The sequence below is a fragment of the Pseudarthrobacter sp. MDT1-40-2 genome (assembly GCF_059383595.1).
In genome coordinates this window covers 124,687-143,636 of sequence record NZ_JBWZCL010000002.1, presented here as the reverse complement: position 1 = coordinate 143,636, position 18,950 = coordinate 124,687, and the positions used below count along the sequence as shown (strand labels likewise).

18 protein-coding genes and 2 pseudogenes are annotated in these 18,950 nt (G+C 64.3%); 15 read left to right on the top strand and 5 right to left on the bottom strand.

All coding sequences use genetic code 11. From position 1 onward, the window contains the following. Positions 1-149: 149 nt before the first annotated feature. The 7 genes and pseudogenes from AC50X5_RS06795 to AC50X5_RS06765 all read left to right on the top strand — a co-directional run bounded on the left by AC50X5_RS06795 (position 150) and on the right by AC50X5_RS06765 (position 7,497). Positions 150-725 (top strand): annotated as a pseudogene (locus tag AC50X5_RS06795) (GlcG/HbpS family heme-binding protein). An 11-nt stretch (positions 726-736) separates the two neighbouring features. Continuing rightward, positions 737-1,474 (top strand): ankyrin repeat domain-containing protein, encoded by a 738-nt coding sequence (locus AC50X5_RS06790; protein ID WP_494975357.1) that lies wholly within the window; start codon positions 737-739, stop codon positions 1,472-1,474. A 92-nt stretch (positions 1,475-1,566) separates the two neighbouring features. Continuing rightward, positions 1,567-2,981 (top strand): annotated as a pseudogene (locus AC50X5_RS06785) (cryptochrome/photolyase family protein). Positions 2,982-3,100: 119 nt separating this feature from the next. Continuing rightward, positions 3,101-4,594: a CoA-acylating methylmalonate-semialdehyde dehydrogenase gene (locus tag AC50X5_RS06780; protein WP_494976051.1), complete on the top strand. Its 1,494-nt coding sequence runs from the start codon at positions 3,101-3,103 to the stop codon at positions 4,592-4,594. Then, positions 4,594-5,697 carry an enoyl-CoA hydratase/isomerase family protein gene (locus AC50X5_RS06775; RefSeq protein WP_494975356.1) on the top strand — a complete coding sequence of 368 codons (1,104 nt, stop codon included), beginning with the start codon at positions 4,594-4,596 and terminating at the stop codon, positions 5,695-5,697. The genes AC50X5_RS06780 and AC50X5_RS06775 overlap by 1 nt, the downstream gene beginning before the upstream one ends. Next, positions 5,690-6,652 carry a 3-hydroxyisobutyrate dehydrogenase gene (mmsB, locus tag AC50X5_RS06770; RefSeq protein ID WP_494975355.1) on the top strand — a complete coding sequence of 321 codons (963 nt, stop codon included), beginning with the start codon at positions 5,690-5,692 and terminating at the stop codon, positions 6,650-6,652. Before AC50X5_RS06775 ends, mmsB begins: the two co-directional genes overlap by 8 nt. Then, positions 6,649-7,497: an enoyl-CoA hydratase gene (locus AC50X5_RS06765; RefSeq protein WP_494975354.1), complete on the top strand. Its 849-nt coding sequence runs from the start codon at positions 6,649-6,651 to the stop codon at positions 7,495-7,497. Before mmsB ends, AC50X5_RS06765 begins: the two co-directional genes overlap by 4 nt. 31 nt (positions 7,498-7,528) lie before the next feature. Here AC50X5_RS06765 and AC50X5_RS06760 read toward each other — a convergent pair whose 3' ends face one another. Next, the gene (locus AC50X5_RS06760) at positions 7,529-8,227 is read right to left on the bottom strand and encodes a helix-turn-helix transcriptional regulator (protein WP_494975353.1); all 699 of its coding nucleotides are present in this window, start codon (positions 8,225-8,227) and stop codon (positions 7,529-7,531) included. 73 nt (positions 8,228-8,300) lie between these two features. Between AC50X5_RS06760 and AC50X5_RS06755 the strand changes: the two genes are divergently transcribed. Then, the gene (locus AC50X5_RS06755) at positions 8,301-9,041 is read left to right on the top strand and encodes an alpha/beta fold hydrolase (protein WP_494975352.1); all 741 of its coding nucleotides are present in this window, start codon (positions 8,301-8,303) and stop codon (positions 9,039-9,041) included. Between the two features lie 44 nt (positions 9,042-9,085). Here AC50X5_RS06755 and AC50X5_RS06750 read toward each other — a convergent pair whose 3' ends face one another. Further along, entirely contained in the window at positions 9,086-10,054 is a 969-nt protein-coding gene (locus tag AC50X5_RS06750) for an NAD(P)/FAD-dependent oxidoreductase (protein WP_494975351.1), read from the bottom strand. Positions 10,055-10,123: 69 nt separating this feature from the next. On the opposite strand from AC50X5_RS06750, the gene AC50X5_RS06745 reads away from it, so the two are divergent. Both AC50X5_RS06745 and AC50X5_RS06740 read left to right on the top strand, forming a co-directional pair. Next, on the top strand, positions 10,124-10,726 hold the full coding sequence (locus tag AC50X5_RS06745) for a helix-turn-helix domain-containing protein (RefSeq protein WP_494975350.1): 603 nt from the start codon (positions 10,124-10,126) through the stop codon (positions 10,724-10,726). Then, positions 10,719-11,534, top strand: coding sequence for a CPBP family glutamic-type intramembrane protease (locus AC50X5_RS06740; RefSeq protein ID WP_494975349.1), 816 nt, complete (start codon positions 10,719-10,721; stop codon positions 11,532-11,534). The genes AC50X5_RS06745 and AC50X5_RS06740 overlap by 8 nt, the downstream gene beginning before the upstream one ends. A gap of 26 nt (positions 11,535-11,560) precedes the next feature. On the opposite strand, the gene AC50X5_RS06735 is transcribed toward AC50X5_RS06740, so the two are convergent. After that, on the bottom strand, positions 11,561-12,067 hold the full coding sequence (locus AC50X5_RS06735; RefSeq protein ID WP_494975348.1) for a MarR family winged helix-turn-helix transcriptional regulator: 507 nt from the start codon (positions 12,065-12,067) through the stop codon (positions 11,561-11,563). Positions 12,068-12,070: 3 nt separating this feature from the next. After that, complete coding sequence (locus tag AC50X5_RS06730) at positions 12,071-13,852, bottom strand: AMP-binding protein (RefSeq protein WP_494975347.1); 1,782 nt, start codon at positions 13,850-13,852, stop codon at positions 12,071-12,073. A 173-nt stretch (positions 13,853-14,025) separates the two neighbouring features. Between AC50X5_RS06730 and AC50X5_RS06725 the strand changes: the two genes are divergently transcribed. Then, positions 14,026-15,159: an acyl-CoA dehydrogenase family protein gene (locus AC50X5_RS06725; RefSeq protein WP_494976050.1), complete on the top strand. Its 1,134-nt coding sequence runs from the start codon at positions 14,026-14,028 to the stop codon at positions 15,157-15,159. On the opposite strand, the gene nadE is transcribed toward AC50X5_RS06725, so the two are convergent. After that, positions 15,160-15,981: an NAD(+) synthase gene (gene nadE / locus AC50X5_RS06720; RefSeq protein ID WP_494975346.1), complete on the bottom strand. Its 822-nt coding sequence runs from the start codon at positions 15,979-15,981 to the stop codon at positions 15,160-15,162. A gap of 93 nt (positions 15,982-16,074) precedes the next feature. On the opposite strand from nadE, the gene pyrE reads away from it, so the two are divergent. From pyrE to AC50X5_RS06700, 4 genes are all read left to right on the top strand, one after another. Continuing rightward, positions 16,075-16,650 (top strand): orotate phosphoribosyltransferase, encoded by a 576-nt coding sequence (gene pyrE / locus AC50X5_RS06715; RefSeq protein WP_494975345.1) that lies wholly within the window; start codon positions 16,075-16,077, stop codon positions 16,648-16,650. 97 nt (positions 16,651-16,747) lie between these two features. Further along, a complete protein-coding gene (locus AC50X5_RS06710) occupies positions 16,748-17,503 on the top strand; it encodes a GAF and ANTAR domain-containing protein (RefSeq protein ID WP_494975344.1) in 756 nt (251 codons plus the stop codon). Positions 17,504-17,598: 95 nt separating this feature from the next. Further along, positions 17,599-17,820 carry a hypothetical protein gene (locus AC50X5_RS06705; protein WP_494975343.1) on the top strand — a complete coding sequence of 74 codons (222 nt, stop codon included), beginning with the start codon at positions 17,599-17,601 and terminating at the stop codon, positions 17,818-17,820. Positions 17,821-17,895: 75 nt separating this feature from the next. Beyond that, on the top strand, positions 17,896-18,918 hold the full coding sequence (locus AC50X5_RS06700) for an alpha/beta fold hydrolase (RefSeq protein WP_494975342.1): 1,023 nt from the start codon (positions 17,896-17,898) through the stop codon (positions 18,916-18,918). Positions 18,919-18,950: the final 32 nt, after the last annotated feature.

Below are 18,950 nucleotides of genomic sequence, written 5' to 3'. Positions count from 1 at the left end.
GCCGGTCTCTCAGCCATTTGGCTGATAAGCCCCGCAGAAAGGATGAGCAGGCAGCGACTGCTTGGCCGATGCCCCGAGGCGGCGTCCCCGACGAAGCTTGAAGGGTGCCCTGGCAAGACCGCCAGGAAAGCCGACAAGCAGGAGAAGCCATGAAGAAGTCCACCATGTTGTTCAGCAGCGCAGCCGTCAGTGCCCTGGTCCTCACCGGCGGCATTACTGCCGTCGCGAATGCCGTCTCCGTGCCGCAACAACCCGCACCCATCTCCGTTCCCGCCGTCGACGTCCCTGCCTCGCCGGACACCACGGTCCAGCAGAACCGCATCAGCGTGGGTGCTTCCGCGGATGCCGTCAAGGCAGCCCTGGCGAAGTGCCAGGCGGACAAGCTTCCGTTCGTCACGGTGGCACTGGTGGACCGCTTCGGCACCGTCCAGGCTCTCCTGCGCGGAGACAACGCCGCCGAGCACACCATCGAAGCTGCGAAGCAGAAGGCCTACACCGCAGCGGCGTTCGGAGCTCCCACCAGCTAACTTGCAGGTCGCATCAACGGCAACGGCAAGCCTTCCATTGCGGACCTGCCCGGTACCCTGTTCCTCCCGGGCGGGGTGCCCTTGAAGGTCAACGGCGTTTCCGTTGCAGGGATCGGCGTGGGCGGCGCTCCGGACGGCATGCTCGATGAAGCGTGCGCCACCGCCGGAGCCGAGGTCATTGCCGGGGCCGGCAAGTAGGCTCGGGTTCAATGCGGAGATTCAGGAAAGCAGCCCGGCGCCGCATCGCCGGGATGGCGGCGGCCGGGCTGCTGGCCGGTTGTGGCACTGCTGCACCGCAGCCAGCGCCGTCAGCCACTACGGCGCCGGTCACCAGAGCCCCGGCCAAGGTTGCAGAAACCACGACGCCGGCACCCGCCACTGCGGCGGCGGTACCGCCGTCGTCCGCTGCTCCGGTAACGGCGGCGGAACGCAGGGCAGCCTTGGGCCCGGAGGCACAAATGGAACTTGACCAGCAGCTCATCCGCGCGGCGAAAGCCAACGATCCGGTCCGCGTCAAGGAATTGATTGAGGCTGGTGGGGACGTCAACGCCAAGGATTCCATCCAGGATTCAGCGTTCCTGTATGCCGGCGCGGAGGGCTTCAACGAGGTGCTGCAGCTGACGCTCGCGGCCGGAGCTGATGTCAGCAGCACCAACCGCTACGGCGGTACGGCGCTCATCCCCGCCAGCGAGCACGGCCACGTGGAAACGGTGAGCATCCTCATCGCCGCCGGCGTTCCCGTGGACCACGTCAATAACCTCGGCTGGACCGCCATGCAGGAAGCCATCCTGCTCAACAGCGGCGGTCCCAACCAGCAGGAAGTGGTCCGCCAGTTGCTGGCCGCGGGCGCCAACCCGGACGTCCGCGACCCACAGGGGCGTACGGCTGTGGATAACGCTGACCGGCTGGGGTTCACGGAAATCGCGGCGCTTATCCGAAGCCGCTGAACCAGTCAGGCTCGACACCTCCCGGGTTCCCCAGTAGATTCATCAGGACCACCGTGCAAGCCCGTTCCGTTCCGGGTTCTGAAAGGACCTGATTGAAGCCCTCACTTGTGTGGTTTCGCGACGATCTGCGCGTCAGCGACCATCCTGCCCTCCGTGCCGCGGTCGAGGATGGCGGCGCGGTGGGTCTCTACGTCCTCGATGAAGAATCTCCGAATATCAGGCCTCTGGGCGGAGCCGCCCGCTGGTGGCTGCATCACTCCCTTAGCGCCCTCCGGAAAGAACTCAGCCGGTTGGGAGTACCGCTGCTGCTGCGGCGTGGGCCCGCTGGAACGGTAGTTCGGGAAACCGCCGAGGCCTTGGGCGCTGGTGCGCTGTACTGGAACCGACGCTATGGGTTGGCCGAACGTACTTTGGACGCTGAGATCAAGTCGTGGGCACAAGAGTCTGGGTTGCACTCGGAGAGCTTCCAAGCGTTGTTGCTTCATGAACCGTGGAAAGTGACTACCAAGCAGGGCGGGCACTTCAAGGTGTTTTCGCCGTTCTGGCGGGCGCTGTCCGCCACGGAGTTTCGCGAACCGCTGGCTGAGCCAGAACCTGGAAACGGGTACGACGGCGGACTTCCGGGCCAGGAGGACTTGGACACCTGGGCACTGCTGCCTGTTAAGCCGGATTGGTCCGCTGGGCTGGCCCAGATGTGGACGCCGGGATCGGCCCACGCCCGGGAGCGGCTGGCGGTCTTCCTGGGAGAGGGCCTGGCCGGATATCGGGAAGGCCGTGATCGGCCTGACCTGGCGGGAAGCAGCAGGTTGTCCCCCTACCTTCGGTGGGGTGAACTGAGTCCCTACGAAGTGTGGCACGCAACGGTCAGGCACCGCAGGGACGCGCCGGAAAGCGTTGCGTTGTTCACCTCCGAATTGGGATGGCGCGAGTTTTGCTGGCACCAGTACTTCCACCACCCGGGGCTGGCCACGGAGAATTTGCGGCCGGAGTTTGACAGGTCCCTTGGGCGTGGCCAGCTGCTGCCGACAACGCTGCCGTAGGGAAAACCCCTGCCGGGAGTACTGAAAGCTCAGTGTCTGACACCTTAGCGGCCTGGCAGCAGGGCCGGACCGGTTTCCCCCTGGTGGACGCCGGGCAGCGGCAGATGTGGCATACGGGGTGGATGCACAACCGCGTCAGGATGGTGGCGGCCAGCTTTCTGGTGAAGAACCTCGGCATCCATTGGCAGGTAGGTGAGCAGTGGTACTGGGACACCTTGGTGGACGCAGACCCTGCCTCCAACCCGGCCAATTGGCAATGGGTGGCCGGGTCCGGGGCGGACGCGGCACCGTTCTTCAGGATATTCAATCCGGAGTCGCAGCGGACCAAGTTCGATCCCGCCGGAAAGTACGTCGGCCACTGGGTCCCCGAGTTTGGAACACCGGACTACCCGGAAAGCATCGTGGACCTCAAGGCTTCGCGGCAAAAGGCGCTGGATGCGTACAGGGGGCTGAAGGACGGACTCTAAGCAGGAGCCCGGGGTTTATTGTCGCATCAGCATGCTCTGGAATTTAGTAGGAAGTCCGAGTATATTCGGCTGCAAGATGGCCTGGATCACATGCGAAGGAGCATTCCACTATGGCAGCTTTGGTGCGCGAGCTTTCCCATTACGTAGACGGGCAGCGGGTTGATGGTACCTCCGGCCGGTTCGGGGATGTCTTTGATCCCTGTTCCGGCCAGGTGCAGGCACGGGTTCCGTTGGCTTCCCGGGACGAGGTGGCCAACGTCATTGCCAGCGCGGAGAAGGCGCAGCTCGAGTGGGCGGCTATGAATCCGCAGCGCCGTGGACGGATCCTGCTCAAGTTCGTGGAGCTGGTCAACGCCAACATGGACGAGCTGGCCACGCTGCTGTCCAGGGAACACGGAAAGACCTTCGCCGATTCCAGGGGCGATATCCAACGCGGCATCGAGGTGGTGGAGTTCGCCGCCGGCGCCCCGCACCTGCTCAAGGGCGAATTTTCCGACGCCGGCGGGATCGACGTGCACTCGGTGCGGCAGCCGTTGGGCGTCGTCGCCGGGATCACGCCGTTCAACTTCCCCGCCATGATCCCGCTGTGGAAGTCCGGCCCAGCGCTCGCCGCCGGCAACGCCTTCATCCTCAAGCCCTCGGAGCGCGACCCCTCGGTGCCGCTCCGCCTCGCCGAGCTTTTCACCGAAGCAGGCGTCCCGGATGGCGTGTTCAACGTGGTCAACGGGGATAAGGAAGCCGTGGACTCGTTGCTGGAGGACCCCCGGGTCAAGGCGGTGGGCTTCGTTGGCTCCACCCCCATTGCCCAGTACATCTATGCCACGGCTGCAGCGCACGGCAAGCGCGCCCAGTGCTTTGGCGGCGCCAAGAACCATATGGTGATCATGCCCGACGCCGATCTGGAGATGGCAGCTGACGCCCTGATCGGTGCGGGGTATGGTTCTGCCGGTGAACGCTGCATGGCCATTTCGGTGGCCGTACCTGTCGGCGAGGAGACCGCGAACAGGCTGGTAGCCACACTTCAGGAACGGGTAAAGGCTCTCAAAGTCGGCCCCAGCCTGGCGCCGGACAGCGACTTCGGGCCCGTGGTCACCGCCGCCGCCAAGGAACGGATCGAGGGGTACATCCAATCCGGAGTTGACGACGGCGCCACCCTCCTTGCGGACGGGCGCGGCCTTGAAGTGGACGGACACGACGGTGGTTTCTGGGTGGGCCCCACCCTCTTTGACCATGTCACCAAGGACATGGCGATCTACCGCGAGGAGATCTTCGGCCCGGTCCTCAGTATCCTGCGGGCTCCGGACTATGAGGAAGCATTGCGGCTCTGCACCGAACACGAGTATGGCAACGGCGTGGCCATCTTTACCCGCGACGGCGACGCCGCCCGCGACTTTGCCAGCCGCGTCCAGGTAGGCATGGTGGGCATCAACGTGCCCATCCCCGTTCCCATTGCCTACTACACCTTCGGTGGCTGGAAAGCCTCAGGCTTTGGCGATCTCAACCAGCACGGCCCGGACGCCTTCCGCTTCTATACCAAGACCAAAACCATCACCACCCGGTGGCCTTCGGGAATCCGCTCCGGTGCCAGCTTCATCATGCCGGAGGGAAGCTGATGACGCAGGGTGCTAATGAGGCCGCGGTCCCGGAAATACTGTTCGAGCGCCGCGGCCGGTTGGGCGTTATCACCTTGAACCGTCCCAGGGCCGTCAACGCCCTGACTGAAGGGATGGCTGCAGGCATGCTGGAGCAGCTGACGGCGTGGGCAATGGACGATGCCGTGGCCACAGTCCTGGTCCGGGGCGCCGGTGATCGGGGCCTGTGCGCCGGCGGCGACATCGTGGCTATCTACCGGGACATGCTCACCGGCGGAGACAGGACGGCCAGGTTCTGGCAGGTCGAGTACCGGCTGAACGCGCTGATCGCCAGCTACCCTAAGCCGTACGTGGCCTTCATGGACGGGCTGGTGCTGGGTGGCGGGGTGGGCATTTCGGCCCACGGTTCGGTCCGGGTGGTCACCGAGCGGACACGCACCGGAATGCCCGAAACCACCATTGGCTTTGTGCCCGACGTCGGCGGGACCTATCTACTGGCCCGCTCGCCTGGGGAGGCGGGAACCCATGCCGCCCTCACCGGGGCGCACTGCACCGGTTCGGATGCCATCTTCCTGGGGCTGGCAGACCACTTCGTTGAGTCAGGCAGGCTTCCCGCGCTGGCGGAGGCGTTGGAAAGCGAAAACCCGGAGGACGCCGTCGTGCGTTTCAGCTCGTCGGCCCCGCCCAGCGCCCTGGAAAAGCAGCGCAGCTGGATTGATGACTGCTACACCGGGGACAGTGCCGAGGAGATTGTCCGCCGGCTCGACGCCGCGGGCGGGGACGCAGCGGAAGCCGCTGCCACCATTGCCGCGAAATCCCCGACTGCCGTGAAGGTTGCACTGGCCGGCATCCGCCGGGCGCGCAACCTGGACCTGGGCGAGGCACTGAAGCAGGAGTACAGGGTTGGATTGCGGTGCCTCACCGGTCCGGATTTCCGGGAGGGGATCCGGGCGCAGGTGGTGGACAAGGACCGCAACCCGCGCTGGAACCCACCCTCGCTGCACCAGGTGACGGAGGCCGACGTCGATCGGTTCTTCCATCCGCTGGATGACGCTGAACTGGAACTCGAAGTGCAACCCGATGCCGGGCTGGAACTGCAGGAGAGGGAGTCCGATCATGTCTGACGCTGCTTCACAGGACGCTGCCCCACGGGGCACCATAGCGTTTTTGGGACTGGGCCATATGGGCGGTCCGATGGCCGTGAACCTGGTCAAGGCCGGGTACCCGGTGTCCGGTTTCGACGTTGTCCCGGCGGCCGTCGAGGAAGCAGGCCGCAACGGGGTGCCCACGGTGGAGAACGCCGTCGACGCCGTCCGGGCCGCCTCCGTGGTGCTCACCATGCTGCCCAGCGGCCGGCACCTGCTGGATGCTTACCGCGGGACCGTCGGCGCCCCCGGCCTGTTGGCCGAAGCCGCGCCGGGCACGCTGTTCCTGGACTGCTCCACCATCAACGTGGACGAGGCCCGGGAAGCTGCGCAGCTGGCTTTGGACGCGGGCCACCGCTCCGTAGACGCTCCGGTGTCCGGCGGTGTGGTGGGAGCCGAGGCCGGCACCCTGACCTTTATGGTGGGCGGCACTGCTGAGGACTTCGAGGCCGTCCGTCCGCTGCTGGAGGTGATGGGTAAGCGTATTGTGCACTGCGGCGACCACGGTTTGGGTCAGGCGGCGAAAGTCTGCAACAACCTGATTCTGGGGATTTCCATGATCGCCGTGAGTGAGGCCTTTGTGCTGGGGGAGAAGCTGGGGCTGACACACCAGGCACTGTTCGACGTCGCCTCCAACGCCTCGGGGCAATGCTGGGCGCTGACTACCAACTGCCCCGTGCCGGGCCCCGTCCCCACCAGCCCGGCCAACCGCGACTATCAGCCCGGGTTCGCGGGTGCGCTGATGGCAAAGGACCTGCGGCTGGCCTTGAACGCGCTGGAGAGCAACGGCGTGGCTGCACGCCTGGGTCCGCTGGCCGCCGAAATTTACGAGGCGTTTGCCGCAGAAGGCGGCGCCGGCCGGGACTTCTCCGGCATCATTACGGACATCAGGGACAAATCGGCGGCTGGACAGCCGGAAGCATCAGACACGTGAGGGAATCCATGACGCAGCAGGGCACCGCCGGGACAACAAAAGCCGGAACCACATCATCCGCGACAACGGCCGGACAGTACGCCAACATTCTGGTGGAGCACCGCGGGCGCGTGGGCATCTTGACCCTGAACCGTCCAGAGGCGCTGAATGCGCTGAACAAGGGAACGCTGGACGACGTCGTTGCTGCAGTCAGTGCCATGGATGCGGATTCAGGGGTTGGCGCCGTCGTGATCACCGGTTCTGCCAAGGCGTTTGCCGCGGGTGCGGACATCAAGGAGATGGCGGATAAAAGCTACCTGGAGATGTACGCGCTGGACTGGTTCCGTGCATGGGAGGACCTGACACGGTTGCGGATTCCGATCGTTGCCGCGGTGTCCGGCTTTGCCCTGGGCGGCGGCTGCGAGCTGGCCATGATGTGCGACCTCGTGATTGCCGGGGACAACGCCAAGTTCGGTCAACCGGAAATCAACCTGGGCGTGATTCCGGGGATGGGCGGCTCACAACGGCTCACCAGGGCAGTGGGCAAGGCCAAGGCCATGGACCTCATCCTCACAGGACGTTTCATCGGTGCCGAAGAAGCCGAACGCTGCGGGCTGGTCTCCCGCGTGGTACCGGCTGCGGACGTCGTGGAGGAAGCTGTGAAGGCCGCGGAGGTGATCGCGTCTAAGTCCAAACCAGTGGCCATGCTGGCTAAGGAAGCCGTGAACGCGGCCTTCGAAACAGGCCTGGCGCAGGGCGTGGTGTTTGAACGCCGCCTCTTCCATTCGCTGTTTGCCAGCGAGGACCAGAAGGAAGGGATGGCGGCGTTCGCCCAGAAGCGGCAGCCGGATTTCAAGCACCGGTAGGTATACCGACTGGAATGGTTGTTTGAGTGACTCACTCGCCCCGACTGTGCACCGGTCTGGCGTTCGCCGGAGGTTCTCCGACCTCGTGGATGGTGTGGCCGCTGCACGCCGTCCTGGTCACGCTGGCTCGCTCGATGCGCGACACAGTGAACCATCGCATTGCGTTGCGCAGTCGGCACCAGCCAACCAGGTACCACTGGCCGTTCGTGGAGGCGAAGAGCACTGGTTCAACGTCACGGGTGGTCGTGGTCTCGTCCTTCGATGTGTAGCGAATGCGGATCACTCGCTGCTCGGCCATCGCTTCCTCCAATGCCGACTTGATGGCGCGCGAAGAGGACGGAAGCGCGTTGACCCAGACGCGATGGGCCAGCTCGTCGGCCCGTGCCCGGGTTTTAGGATCGAGCACGTCCAGGATCTTCTGGATACCTGCCGCTGCAAGATCGGCGTAGGGGGCATCGGGTGCAGCGGACACAGCTGCCATGAGCGCCACGGCCTGCCCTGGAGACAGGCTGACAGGCGGCAGGGACGCGCCTGTGGCCAATCCGTAGCCACCGCCCGGACCTGGGCGAGACCAGATAGGCGCACCGCTGTTCTCCAGCGCATCGAGGTCCCTTTTTATGGTGCGCACGGATACCTCAAACTCGCTCGCCAACCGTTCGGCGGAAACCCCCCGCGTGCCGCTGCGGCGCAACATCTCGGATAGGGCATGGAGCCGTTCGACTCGTTTCACAGTTCAGGCCCGGACAAATTCATGACACAAATAGTGACATACCTTTGTCCGTTGTGGCTGCGAGGGTAGTGACATGACAACTACTACAAGCAGTCCGATCATCGTTCTCATCGCCGGCCACTGGCTAGGCGCTTGGGCGTGGGACGAAGTGCTTGAACACCTGACAACCGACCACTCGCGTGCAATCGCGATGACACTGCCCGGCCTAGACGGGGACGATCCCGGACGGGCGGCGAAGACTCTGGACGATCAAGCCGCGGCGGTCCTTGAGGTCATCACTGAACTTGGGGTCTCCGAGGCTCAGCCCGCAACTCTCGTCGCTCACAGCGGGGCGAACGCCCCCGTCAGCCTCGTCCTTGACCGGCACCCTGAGCTTGTCCATCGAGTGGTGTGGGTCGACTCGGGCCCCGTGGCGACGGGAAGCGCCTTCGCCCCAAACATTCCGCCGGAGTTGGAGGAGCTTCCGCTGCCGCCCTTCGACGTCCTCGCACAGCAGGCGAGCCTCGAAGGCCTGAGCGCAGAGGTCCTCGAGCGTTTTCGGGCCCGGGCCGTCCCTGAGCCCGGCCCCGTGCTTCGCCAGCCCGTCGAGCTCACGAACGATGCCCGCCGCAAGGTCCGGACCACCCTGGTGTGCTGCTCGATCGCTGGCGCGCAGGTGCTGGAGCTGGCACGCGCAGGCCACGCCATGTTTGCCGAAGTCGCGAACATCGAGCACCTGGATGTCATCGACCTCCCGACGGGGCATTGGCCTATGTGGAGCCGTCCCCTCGACCTCGCCAAGGTCATTCACTCAGCGGCCTCTCGAACCAACTGAATTGCACTTACAACCTGGAGGGGTCAGCCGAATCCGGCTGGCCCCTACACCCTCTGTCCGAGGGACTCCCGGTAAACCGCCACGTCCCGATCCAGTTCCTCGGCCATCAGGCTGTTGTTGAGGTTAACTGCCGCCCAGGTGCCTCCCGCCGCGGCCGGCAGCACCTGCGCCTTGATGTCCGTGACGTTGCCCGCCGCCCAGATGCCCGGGACCGCCGTGGCTCCGCCCTCGTCGGTTACCAGGTAGTCACCCATGCCGGACGGGTGCGGTGTGGCGGACAGGCCCAGTCCGGCCAGGCCGTCCAAGCGGGCGTGCACTTTGGGTCCTGCCACCAGGGCGTCGATGGCCACCTCGCCGGAAGCGAGCGCCACGCCGCGGAGCCGGCCGTCCTGGACGCGGAGTTCCTCAATGCCGCCGCCCACCACCCGGATGCCACGTGCGGCCAACTGTTCCAGTTCCTCCTCGCCTGGGGCGGCAAGATCATTGAGGAACAGGGTGATGTTGGCGCTCCACTGCCGGAACATCAACGCCTGGTGGACGGACACCGGCCCGGCTCCGATGATGCCGATTGCCTGGTCCCGCACTTCCCAGCCGTGGCAGAACGGGCAGTGCAGCACATCCTTGCCCCACAGGTCCCGGAGTCCGGGAATGGCGGGAAGATCGTCCCGCAACCCGGTGGCAACCAGGATGCGGCGCCCTGAAACCCGGGCGCCGTCGTCGAGCGTGACGGTGAAGGCGCCTGCAGAGCCTGAGGCGTCGGCGACGCGGCCGGGAACCATGACCGCGCCGTAGCTTTCCGCTTCGGCGCGGGCTATCCGCAGCAGCTCAAGGGGGTCCATGCCGTCCCGGGTGAGAAAAGCGTGCACGCCCTCAGCGGGCGCATTGCGTGGTTTGCCCGAATCGATTACGGCAACTGTGCGCCGGGCACGGCCCAGGGTTTGGGCAGCGCTCAGGCCGGCGGCGCCTCCTCCGATGACGACGGCGTCGTACAAAAGTTCGTTGTTTTCGCTCATGTCTCAAGCGTGCTTGCCATCCCTCTTGCTGGCAATTATTCTTGCTGGATCAGCAAAAAGAACCGTTGGATGCGGAAGGCAGGCATGGCGGAAGACGAGGAAGAGTTCGACGGCGTCCTGGCGGCTGTTGGTCCCCGGCTGCGGGCGTTGCGTTCGGAGAGTAACGTCACCCTCACCGAATTATCCGCCACTACCGGGATTTCGGTGAGCACGTTGTCCAGGCTGGAATCAGGCCAGCGCAAACCCAACCTGGAACTGCTCCTGCCGCTTGCCCGTGCGCACCAGGTGCCGTTGGACGAACTGGTGGGGGCACCGGACACCGGAGATCCACGGGTGCACCTGCGCCCCCGGACGGGCCCGCGGATGACCATCATTCCGCTGACCCGCAAGCCCGGCGGCATTCAGGCCTACAAGTGCATCATGAAGGCGGGCCGTACCGAGGAGCCGGACCCGCAGGTCCACGAGGGCTACGAATGGCTGTACGTACTCAATGGTGCGCTCCGGGTGGTGCTCGGTGACCGAAACTTTGTGATGGGCCCGGGGGAGGCAGCCGAGTTCGACACCCGCGTGCCGCACTGGTTCGGCACGGCGGACAACGACCCAGTGGAATTCCTCAGCCTCTTTGGCCGGCAGGGAGAACGCGTCCACCTGAAGGCGAAGACCGTTGGCTGAATCAACCGTGACCGTCTCCCAGGCCAGCCGCCTCAACCTGCTCCCGGCCACGCTCTTGTCCGCCTCCGGCTTCGTGCTCTTCGCCCTCGAAAACCGGCTGGTCGGTTTCAGCATGCTGGCAGTTGCCCTGCTGGGTGCTGCCATCTTCAACCGCTCCCTGGCCAAGGATCTCGCCCTGGTGGCGTTCGGCCTGGTGATGATGAGCCTGGTTCCTGTCACCACGGACATCAGTACGGGGCACATGCTGGAGATGGGCGCCGCGATGATTGCCGCCGTCGGGGTTCCCTATGCCGTATCCCGCTGGGTCTACCGCGACCATGCTGTCCTTTTCCCTGTGCTCACCGGGCAGCCCTGGACCCGCGCGGAGAAACTGTACCTCTGGGTGGTGCCGCCGCTGGGATACGTGATGCTGGGCTACTACATGGTGAGCACCGGCGTGTACAGGAACTGGCCTGCGGTCAGCGAGCCTGACGGGATCATCAGGCTCTTCGTCGGCACCAACGGCCTGGGCATCTGGGATGAGCTGTTCTTCATCTGCACGGCCTTCACGCTGCTGCGCCGGCATCTGCCTGAATGGCAGGCCAACCTGCTCCAGGCGGTGCTGTTCACCTCGTTCCTCTGGGAACTGGGTTTCGAGGCCTGGGGGCCGCTGTTCATCTTCCCGTTCGCACTGCTGCAGGCCAGGCTTTTTACCGTAACCAAGTCCCTGTCCTACATCGTCAGCGTCCACCTGTTGTTCGACTTCGTGCTGTTCCTGGTGCTGCTCCAGGTGCACAACAGCGGCTGGTGGGACGCGTACGGGCTGTGAGCCGGAGTTGACGGACAGCAGGCGCCTCAGCCCTCGAAGTCCCCGGCGTTCCGGCGGAAATCACCCAGGATCCGGATCAGTTGCGTGACGTCGTCGTCGCCGAACCCTGACGTGGCGAAGATGACACTGTTGAGTGCCGCCGTCGCGTTTTTGGCCAGCGTCCGGCCCTCCGGGGTCAGCTCCACGAGGGTGGTGCGGCCGTCGCTGGGGTGCGGTGAACGGACCACCAGCCCTGCGGAGGCCAGTCTGTCCACGGCATTGGTGACCGACGTCGGATGCACCTGGAGCAATGCGCTCGCCTTGTTCATCGGGAGCGCACCGCCGCGGGCGAAACTGAGCAGGGCCAGCAGTTCATAGCGTGCGAAGGTCAGCCCAAAGGGCCGCAGCACCGCTTCGATCCGGGCCAACAGGATCTGTTGGGTGCGCATGATCGCGGTAATCGCGGCCATGGGCGCGGCTTCTTCAACCCAGCCGTGAGCCTCCCAGTTGCGCTGTGCATCGGCAATGGGATCCCGGGGCAGCGGACCGGCCATGGCTTAGCCTTCGCTCCCCAGGCCGCTTCTGAGGGCAGGGAAATCAGCCTCGGAATACTCAACGCCGACTCCCGCACCGGCGATCATAGCGATGCCTGCCGCGCCGGGGTTAGCTGAGCCTCCACCCGCGGCGTGCCGCAGTTCCTCGCTCTGCCGCAGCTCCACGCGCCGGATCTTCCCGGAAATGGTCTTGGGCAGGGCGGTGAACTCCAGGCGCCGGATCCGTTTGAACGGCGCTAAGTGGTCGCGGCAATATTTGAAGATGTCCTCCGCCAATTCCGCGCCGGGTTCAAACCCGGCAACCAGCACAACGAACGCCTTGGGTACTGAGAGCCGCAACTCATCCGGTGACGGAACCACCGCAGCTTCCGCCACTGCCGGATGCTCGATCAGCACGCTCTCCAGCTCAAAAGGAGAAAGCCGGTAGTCCGACGATTTGAAGACGTCGTCGTCCCGTCCGATGTAGGTGATCACGCCGTCTGCGTCCCGGCTGGCCATGTCGCCCGTGTGGTAATAGCCGCCGCGGAAGGCTTCCGCCGTCCGTTCCGGGTCGCCGTAGTACGCCTTCATCAGTCCCACCGGCCGGGGATCCAGGCGCAGGCAGAGTTCGCCGTCGTCGCCTTCCTGCCCCGTCGCCGGATCAACCAGTACGACGTCGTAACCCGGCAGCGGTTTTCCCATCGCACCAACGGTGACGGGCTGGCCGGGTGTGTTGGCCACCTGCACGGTGGTTTCCGTCTGCCCGAAGCCGTCCCTGATGGTTTGCCCCCAGGCTTTGGATACCTGGCCAATGACCTCAGCATTGAGCGGTTCGCCGGCGGAAACCACCTTCGTGGGAGGATTCCTGAGCAACGTCAGGTCCGCCTGGATCATCATCCGCCAGACAGTGGGCGGAGCGCAGAAGCTGCTGACGCGTTCGCGGTCCATCTGTTCCATGAGGGAGCGGGCGTCGAAGCGTTCGTAGTTGTACACGAAAACACAGGCCTCGGCGATCCACGGAGTGAAAACGTTGGACCAGGCGTGCTTTGCCCAGCCCGGCGATGCGACGTTCAGGTGGACGTCGCCGGGTTCGATGCCGATCCAGTAGAGCGTGGACAGATGGCCCACCGGGTACGAGGTGTGGGTGTGCTCCACCAGCTTGGCCTTGGATGTGGTGCCGGAGGTGAAATAAAGCAGCAGGGTGTCATCCGCACCGGTGGGGGCGTCGGGCTCAAATTCCGCCGGTGCACCCCGCGAATCGCTGTACTGAAAGGCGTCGGCGCTGGCTGCAGCACCGCCGTCGTTCACTTCAACCAAACGGTAGCGGCCCGGGACGTCAGCGAATTTTGCGATGTTCGAACTGCCCGCCACGGCCCACGAGGCCCTGCCACGCTCCACCCGGTCGCGCAGATCAGCCGGGCCCATCAGTGTGGTGGTGGGGATGAGGACGATGCCCAGCTTCATGCCGGCCAGCATGAACTCCCACAATTCGACCTGGTTTCCCAGCATCAGGATCATATGGTCCCCGCGCCGGACGCCCACGCTGCGTAGCCAGTTGGCCAGCCGGCTCGAATCCGCCGCGAGCTCGGCAAAAGTCCGCCGGGTGGCGGAACCATCCTGTTCCACGATCACCAGGGCGGGTTTGCCGGCGGTGGCCGGGCTGGTAGCGATCTGGTCAAACCAGTCCAGGGCGAAGTTGAAATGCTCGAACCGGGGCCAGCCGAACTCCTGGCGGGCGGCGCCGTAGTCAGCGCGGAGGGCCAGTAATCTGTCGCGCGCGGAACGGAAGTCGTCGGTGACTGACATTGCAGGCCTTTCGCGTGGTGATCCCCATCACTTCGTCTCAACTCTGTGAATATACTAGGACATCCAATGGTCTGGAAGAAGGGATATGTCCCGTGAAGCCACAAGGAAGTGACACCGGGGGAGGGACGCCGCAGGCCGCCCGGGCCGGGATCCCTTTTCCGGATGCTGACCTGATGCACATTGTGGACCTGCTGCCGCCAACAGAACGTCAGCGGTACCTCGAGGTGCGGGACCTGCTGCAGGCCAGGGTTCGGGCAGCCTCTATTCCGTACTGGAACCGGGAGGAATTTCCCTATGAGCTGCTGAAACTGCTGGCCGGCTGCGGCCTGGGCGGGCTCCAGACGGACGGTTCATCAGCCTTGTTCAAGGGCCTGATGTACGTCGAAGTCGCACGGGCAGACGTCTCGCTCAGCGCCCTCGTGGGGATCCATAACGAGCTCATCCTTGGCATGATCAACGAACTGGGCTCGGAGGAACAGAAGCAGCGCTGGCTCCCCGGGCTGGCAGCCTTCACCCAGTTGGGGGCTTTCGCCTTGACCGAGCCGGAGCACGGTTCTGACATTGCCGGCGGCCTGAGCACCACGGCACAGCGAGATGGCGCGGAGTGGGTGATCAACGGCGCAAAGCGCTGGATCGGAGCCGGAACCATCGCCGACTTCGCGCTGGTCTGGGCCCGGGATGAAGCCGATGGCAGGATCAAGGGTTTCATCGTGGAGACGGACAGGCCCGGCTACCGTGCCACCAAGATCTCCAACAAGATCGGCCTGCGCATCATGCCGAACGCGGACATAGTGCTTGACCAGGTCCGAATTCCCCACCGCAACCTGCTGCCCGGGGCCACCGACTTCTCAGCAGCGAACTCCCTGCTCCGCGACTCACGGGCCTGGGTCGGCTGGCAGGCGGCGGGCATCCAACTGGCCGCGTTCGACGTTGCCCGCTCCTACGCCCTGGAGCGCACCCAGTTCGGCAGGGAGTTGGCCCGCTTCCAGCTCATCCAGCAGCAGCTTTCGGAGATGGTGGGCAACGCCTCGGCTTCATTGGCGCTGATGAGCCAGTTGGCCACGATCCAGCGGGACGGGCGGCTGGAGATGGCGCAGGCCGCCATGGCCAAGGCCACCACCACCCGGTTGGCGCGGGAAACGGTGGCCATGGGCCGGTCCCTGCTGGGCGGCAACGGCATCAGCACCGATTTTGAGATGGCCAAGCTGTTCGGCGATGCCGAAATCCTCTACACGTACGAGGGCAGCTATGAGATCAATGCGCTGATTGTGGGCCGGGCCGTGACCGGAAAGTCCGCTTTTGTGTGACTACTTCCACCAGGTGTCAAAGATGGTGACCGGCACGGTGCGTTTGTGGCGGGTCCGCAGGTACTTTTCCTCGATCAGCGTGGCGGCAGCTTCAGTAACCTCGCGGCCTTCCAGGTAGTCGTCGATCTGGTCGTAGCTGAGGCCCAGTTCGTCCTCGTCGGTTCGGCCGGGGTTATCGTTCAAGAGGTCTGCCGTGGGAACCTTCTCCCACACCCGGGCAGGGGCACCCAACTCGGCCAGCAGCATCCGGTTCTGCCGCTTGTTCAGGCCGAAGAGTGGCAGGATGTCCGCGCCGCCGTCGCCGAACTTGGTGAAGAACCCCGTGACGGACTCAGCCCCGTGATCGGTGCCGACCACCAGGTAGTTGTGCTCGCCGGCCAAGGCATACTGTGCGATCATGCGTGCACGGGCCTTGACGTTGCCGCGGTTGAAGTCGGAGATGGGGCTGCCGGTGGTCTTTTCGAACTCCTCTTCAAAGCCGTCGACGGCGTGGGAGACGTTGTAGGTCCATTCGGTTTTGGGCCTGATGAAGTCCATGGCGGCCTGGGCGTCTTCCTCGTCATGCTGGACGCCGTAGGGCAGCCGGACTGCGACGAAGTTGGCGTTCACGCCCTCCGCTTCCAGTTCGTCGACCGCCAGCTGAGCCAGCTTGCCGGCCAGCGACGAATCCAGGCCGCCGGAGATGCCCAGGACAAATCCCTTGGTTCCGGTGGCCTTGAGGTATTCCTTGAGGAAGTCAACACGTTTGCGCACCTCCCCCGCGGGGTCGATCCGGGGCTGGACGCCCATTTCTTCAATGATCCTGGCCTGGAGTTCGCGCATGTGATCCACACTAGTCACGAGTGTCAACCCTGCTCAACAGGTGACGGGCCACGGCGGCGGAACAGGACAAAAGACCCGGATAAACTTGTCACCATGACTTCCCCCAGCGTTTCGCCTGCCGATGCCCGTGCCCGCCTGCTTGAGCTGATTAAGGAACTGGCGGTGGTCCGGGGCAAAGTGACCCTGTCCAGCGGAGCCGAGGCCGATTACTACATCGACCTCCGCCGCATCACCCTCCACCACGAGGCGTCCAGGCTGGTAGGCCAGGTCATGCTGAAAATGATTGACGACGCCGGCATCAGCTTTGAGTGCGCCGGTGGCCTCACCATGGGGGCGGACCCCGTGGGAACCGCCGTGATGCACGCAGCTGCCGACGCCGGACGTCCCGTGGACGCCTTTGTTGTCCGCAAGGCGCAGAAATCGTATGGGATGGGACGCCAGGTGGAGGGTCCCTCCGTTGACGGCCGCAATGTGGTGGTCCTTGAGGACACTTCCACCACCGGCGGTTCCGCACTGACCGCCGTCGAGGGCGTCCGGACCGCTGGCGGCAACGTGGTGGCGGTGGCTGTCATTGTGGACCGCGACACCGGCGCCAAGGAAAAGATCGAAGCCGAAACCGGCGTTCCGTACCTCTTTGCTTTCGGCAAGGACGAGCTTGGCCTGGGCTGACTCATTCCGGCTCGACCGGGACGCCCTGTGAAGCCTATCCTTTTCTTACGTTTCGCAAGCGGGTATCCTCCGCAGTACTTACTATAAAGGTGGCGGTATGTCGCTTGATCCGGAGTTCTTACCTGTGGACAGGATCCAGAACCTGATCCTGGAAAGCGCCGACTTTGAGGAGTTCCTCAATGAGTTGGCTCAGTTGTCTGCCAAGGCTACGTCGAGCGACGGTAATAAAGTGCTCTGTGGCATCACCCTGCTGCGTGACCGCCAGGCGGCCACCATCGGCTGGAGCAGCACTGAGGCACGTGAAGTGGACGAGATCCAGTACTCACTGGCCCAGGGACCTTGCCTCACCTCGGCTGAGGAGCAGAAAGAGGTCTACGTCCCGGACCTCACGGAGGAAGACCGCTGGGGACCGGATTACGCCAAAGCCGTGGCCAGCCACGGCTTAAGGTCTGTGCTTTCGCTGCCTTTTGACCTGCAAGGTGAAGCGAAAGCGGCCCTGAACCTGTATTCGGCCGCTCCGGATTCCTTTAATGATGTGACCCGTGAACGCGCCTGGGAGTACACCCGGGAGGTATCCCAGGCACTGCGCCTTGCCGTCCGTATTGCGCTACATAATGACAACGCGGTTAATCTGCGGGCCAGCATGAAGTCGCGGACAGCCATCGATCTTGCCATTGGCATTGTGATGGGGCAGAACCGCTGCAGCCAGGAGGAGGCGTTCAGGATCCTGAGCGAGGCTGCCAGCAACAGCAACACCAAGCTGCGCACGCTGGCAGAGAATCTTGTGAGCAAAATCGGCGGTGCGCAGGCTGCTACTCATTTCGATGAGCCGACTCACAGCCAGGCAGGATAAGGCGCCAGTGAGCGTTTTTGTATTACCCGCAACGCGCACTATAGGCTGGTAGAGGTTGAGCATCCGGCCATAGTTGAGCCCAGGTTGGAGTTTCTATGGTCCACGCATGTTTTCTCGATCACTTTCATCACCGTCCGGACCCTGCCTCCCTGTCCTCGTGGACGGACGCCGAACTGCTCAAGGCCAGCGACAAGGCCTATGCCCGCATGGAGAATAACCGTGACCCCCGCATAGGTGAGCACCTCGCCATCTACAGTGCCATCTGCCTCGAGATTGATCGGCGCCGCAGGACCAATCCGTCGCTGACTGACGCCTGATTACTTGCCAATGGGCGGGGTCCGCCCGTGGCCCAGGCGAACCTTCGCAGGTCCGCCCTCTATTACGGTAGAGACGTGGACTTTCGCTCCGAACACACCGATTGGGCCCGCAGGCTGCTGAGGCAGGCCGGGGATCTGGACAGGTTCTCCCGGCGCAAATTTCTGCTCGGCGCCGCAGCCTCAAGTGTCTTAGCGGCGGACATGCTCTTCACCCAACGGGTGCAGGGCCAGCGACGCGTCAGCCAGATCCTGCCCGTGTCCGACGATTTCGCGGACAAGTACCACCCCGGTGCCAGCTGGTTCCTGTTCCCCGGCTACAAGACCAGCTGGGAAGAAGCGCAGTGGATTCTTAACTCCCTGAGGGGTGCCCTTAACCGCCGGGGCCGGCTCGCCGCCATCGGATATTCCAACCTGGGGCTGGACATTGATGAGCTGGTGATTGAGGTGATCGAATATGTCCGCGCGCAGAAACTCACCAAGCTCTACTTTTACGGCCACAGCTTTGGCGGCATGGTGGCTACCCAGGTGGCCGCACGCCTGCGCGAGCTCCATGGCCTCGAAGTGGAATTTATCCTGCTGGACTCCTCCCCGCACAGCCGCACCGATGTGCTGGACCAAAGCTGGTTCGACGGCGTGGTGTTCCTCTACGAGTCAGGGTTTCGGGTGCCCAGCGTAGTCCGCGGCAGCTATGAGTTAGGGGAACGGATCGTGCACAAGGACGAGCGTACCTGGCGGCAGATTTTGGACCAGACCATGGCGCAACTGTCGCCCCTTGCACCGTCCAGCGTGCTGATCCAGAGCGAATCAGCCTACATCTACCACTTCTCCGCCTTCCGTTTCGCTGACAAGCTGGGAAGCACCCGGATGGCGTTTATTGGCAGTCCGGAGGATCAAACCGTGCGGTACGCAACGGCCAGGGCCGGCTGGGAATCCACGTTTCCGAACAACATGGAAACCACGGACCTGCGGACGGACGGCGCCCGGCCCGCCCACGCGAGCCCGGGCTGGAACCCGTTCGTCTACCGTCCACTGGTGGTGGAACTGCAGGACAGGATCTTCCCGCTGCCCGCTGGCGGGTCGAGGGTATCGATCTACTAGATGCGATCCCCTGAACCTGTTCTCCTAGGTCC

What these genes read in the sequence shown, in the direction of transcription:
- AC50X5_RS06790 (WP_494975357.1), top strand. Translation starts at nt 737, where the DNA reads ATGCGGAGATTCAGGAAAGCAGCCCGGCGCCGCATCGCCGGGATGGCG.
- AC50X5_RS06775 (WP_494975356.1), top strand. Translation starts at nt 4,594, where the DNA reads ATGACGCAGGGTGCTAATGAGGCCGCGGTCCCGGAAATACTGTTCGAG.
- mmsB (WP_494975355.1), top strand. Translation starts at nt 5,690, where the DNA reads ATGTCTGACGCTGCTTCACAGGACGCTGCCCCACGGGGCACCATAGCG.
- AC50X5_RS06755 (WP_494975352.1), top strand. Translation starts at nt 8,301, where the DNA reads ATGACAACTACTACAAGCAGTCCGATCATCGTTCTCATCGCCGGCCAC.
- AC50X5_RS06750 (WP_494975351.1), bottom strand. Translation starts at nt 10,054, where the DNA reads ATGAGCGAAAACAACGAACTTTTGTACGACGCCGTCGTCATCGGAGGA.
- AC50X5_RS06745 (WP_494975350.1), top strand. Translation starts at nt 10,124, where the DNA reads ATGCGGAAGGCAGGCATGGCGGAAGACGAGGAAGAGTTCGACGGCGTC.
- AC50X5_RS06735 (WP_494975348.1), bottom strand. Translation starts at nt 12,067, where the DNA reads ATGGCCGGTCCGCTGCCCCGGGATCCCATTGCCGATGCACAGCGCAAC.
- AC50X5_RS06730 (WP_494975347.1), bottom strand. Translation starts at nt 13,852, where the DNA reads ATGTCAGTCACCGACGACTTCCGTTCCGCGCGCGACAGATTACTGGCC.
- AC50X5_RS06725 (WP_494976050.1), top strand. Translation starts at nt 14,026, where the DNA reads ATGCACATTGTGGACCTGCTGCCGCCAACAGAACGTCAGCGGTACCTC.
- nadE (WP_494975346.1), bottom strand. Translation starts at nt 15,981, where the DNA reads ATGCGCGAACTCCAGGCCAGGATCATTGAAGAAATGGGCGTCCAGCCC.
- pyrE (WP_494975345.1), top strand. Translation starts at nt 16,075, where the DNA reads ATGACTTCCCCCAGCGTTTCGCCTGCCGATGCCCGTGCCCGCCTGCTT.
- AC50X5_RS06710 (WP_494975344.1), top strand. Translation starts at nt 16,748, where the DNA reads ATGTCGCTTGATCCGGAGTTCTTACCTGTGGACAGGATCCAGAACCTG.
- AC50X5_RS06705 (WP_494975343.1), top strand. Translation starts at nt 17,599, where the DNA reads ATGGTCCACGCATGTTTTCTCGATCACTTTCATCACCGTCCGGACCCT.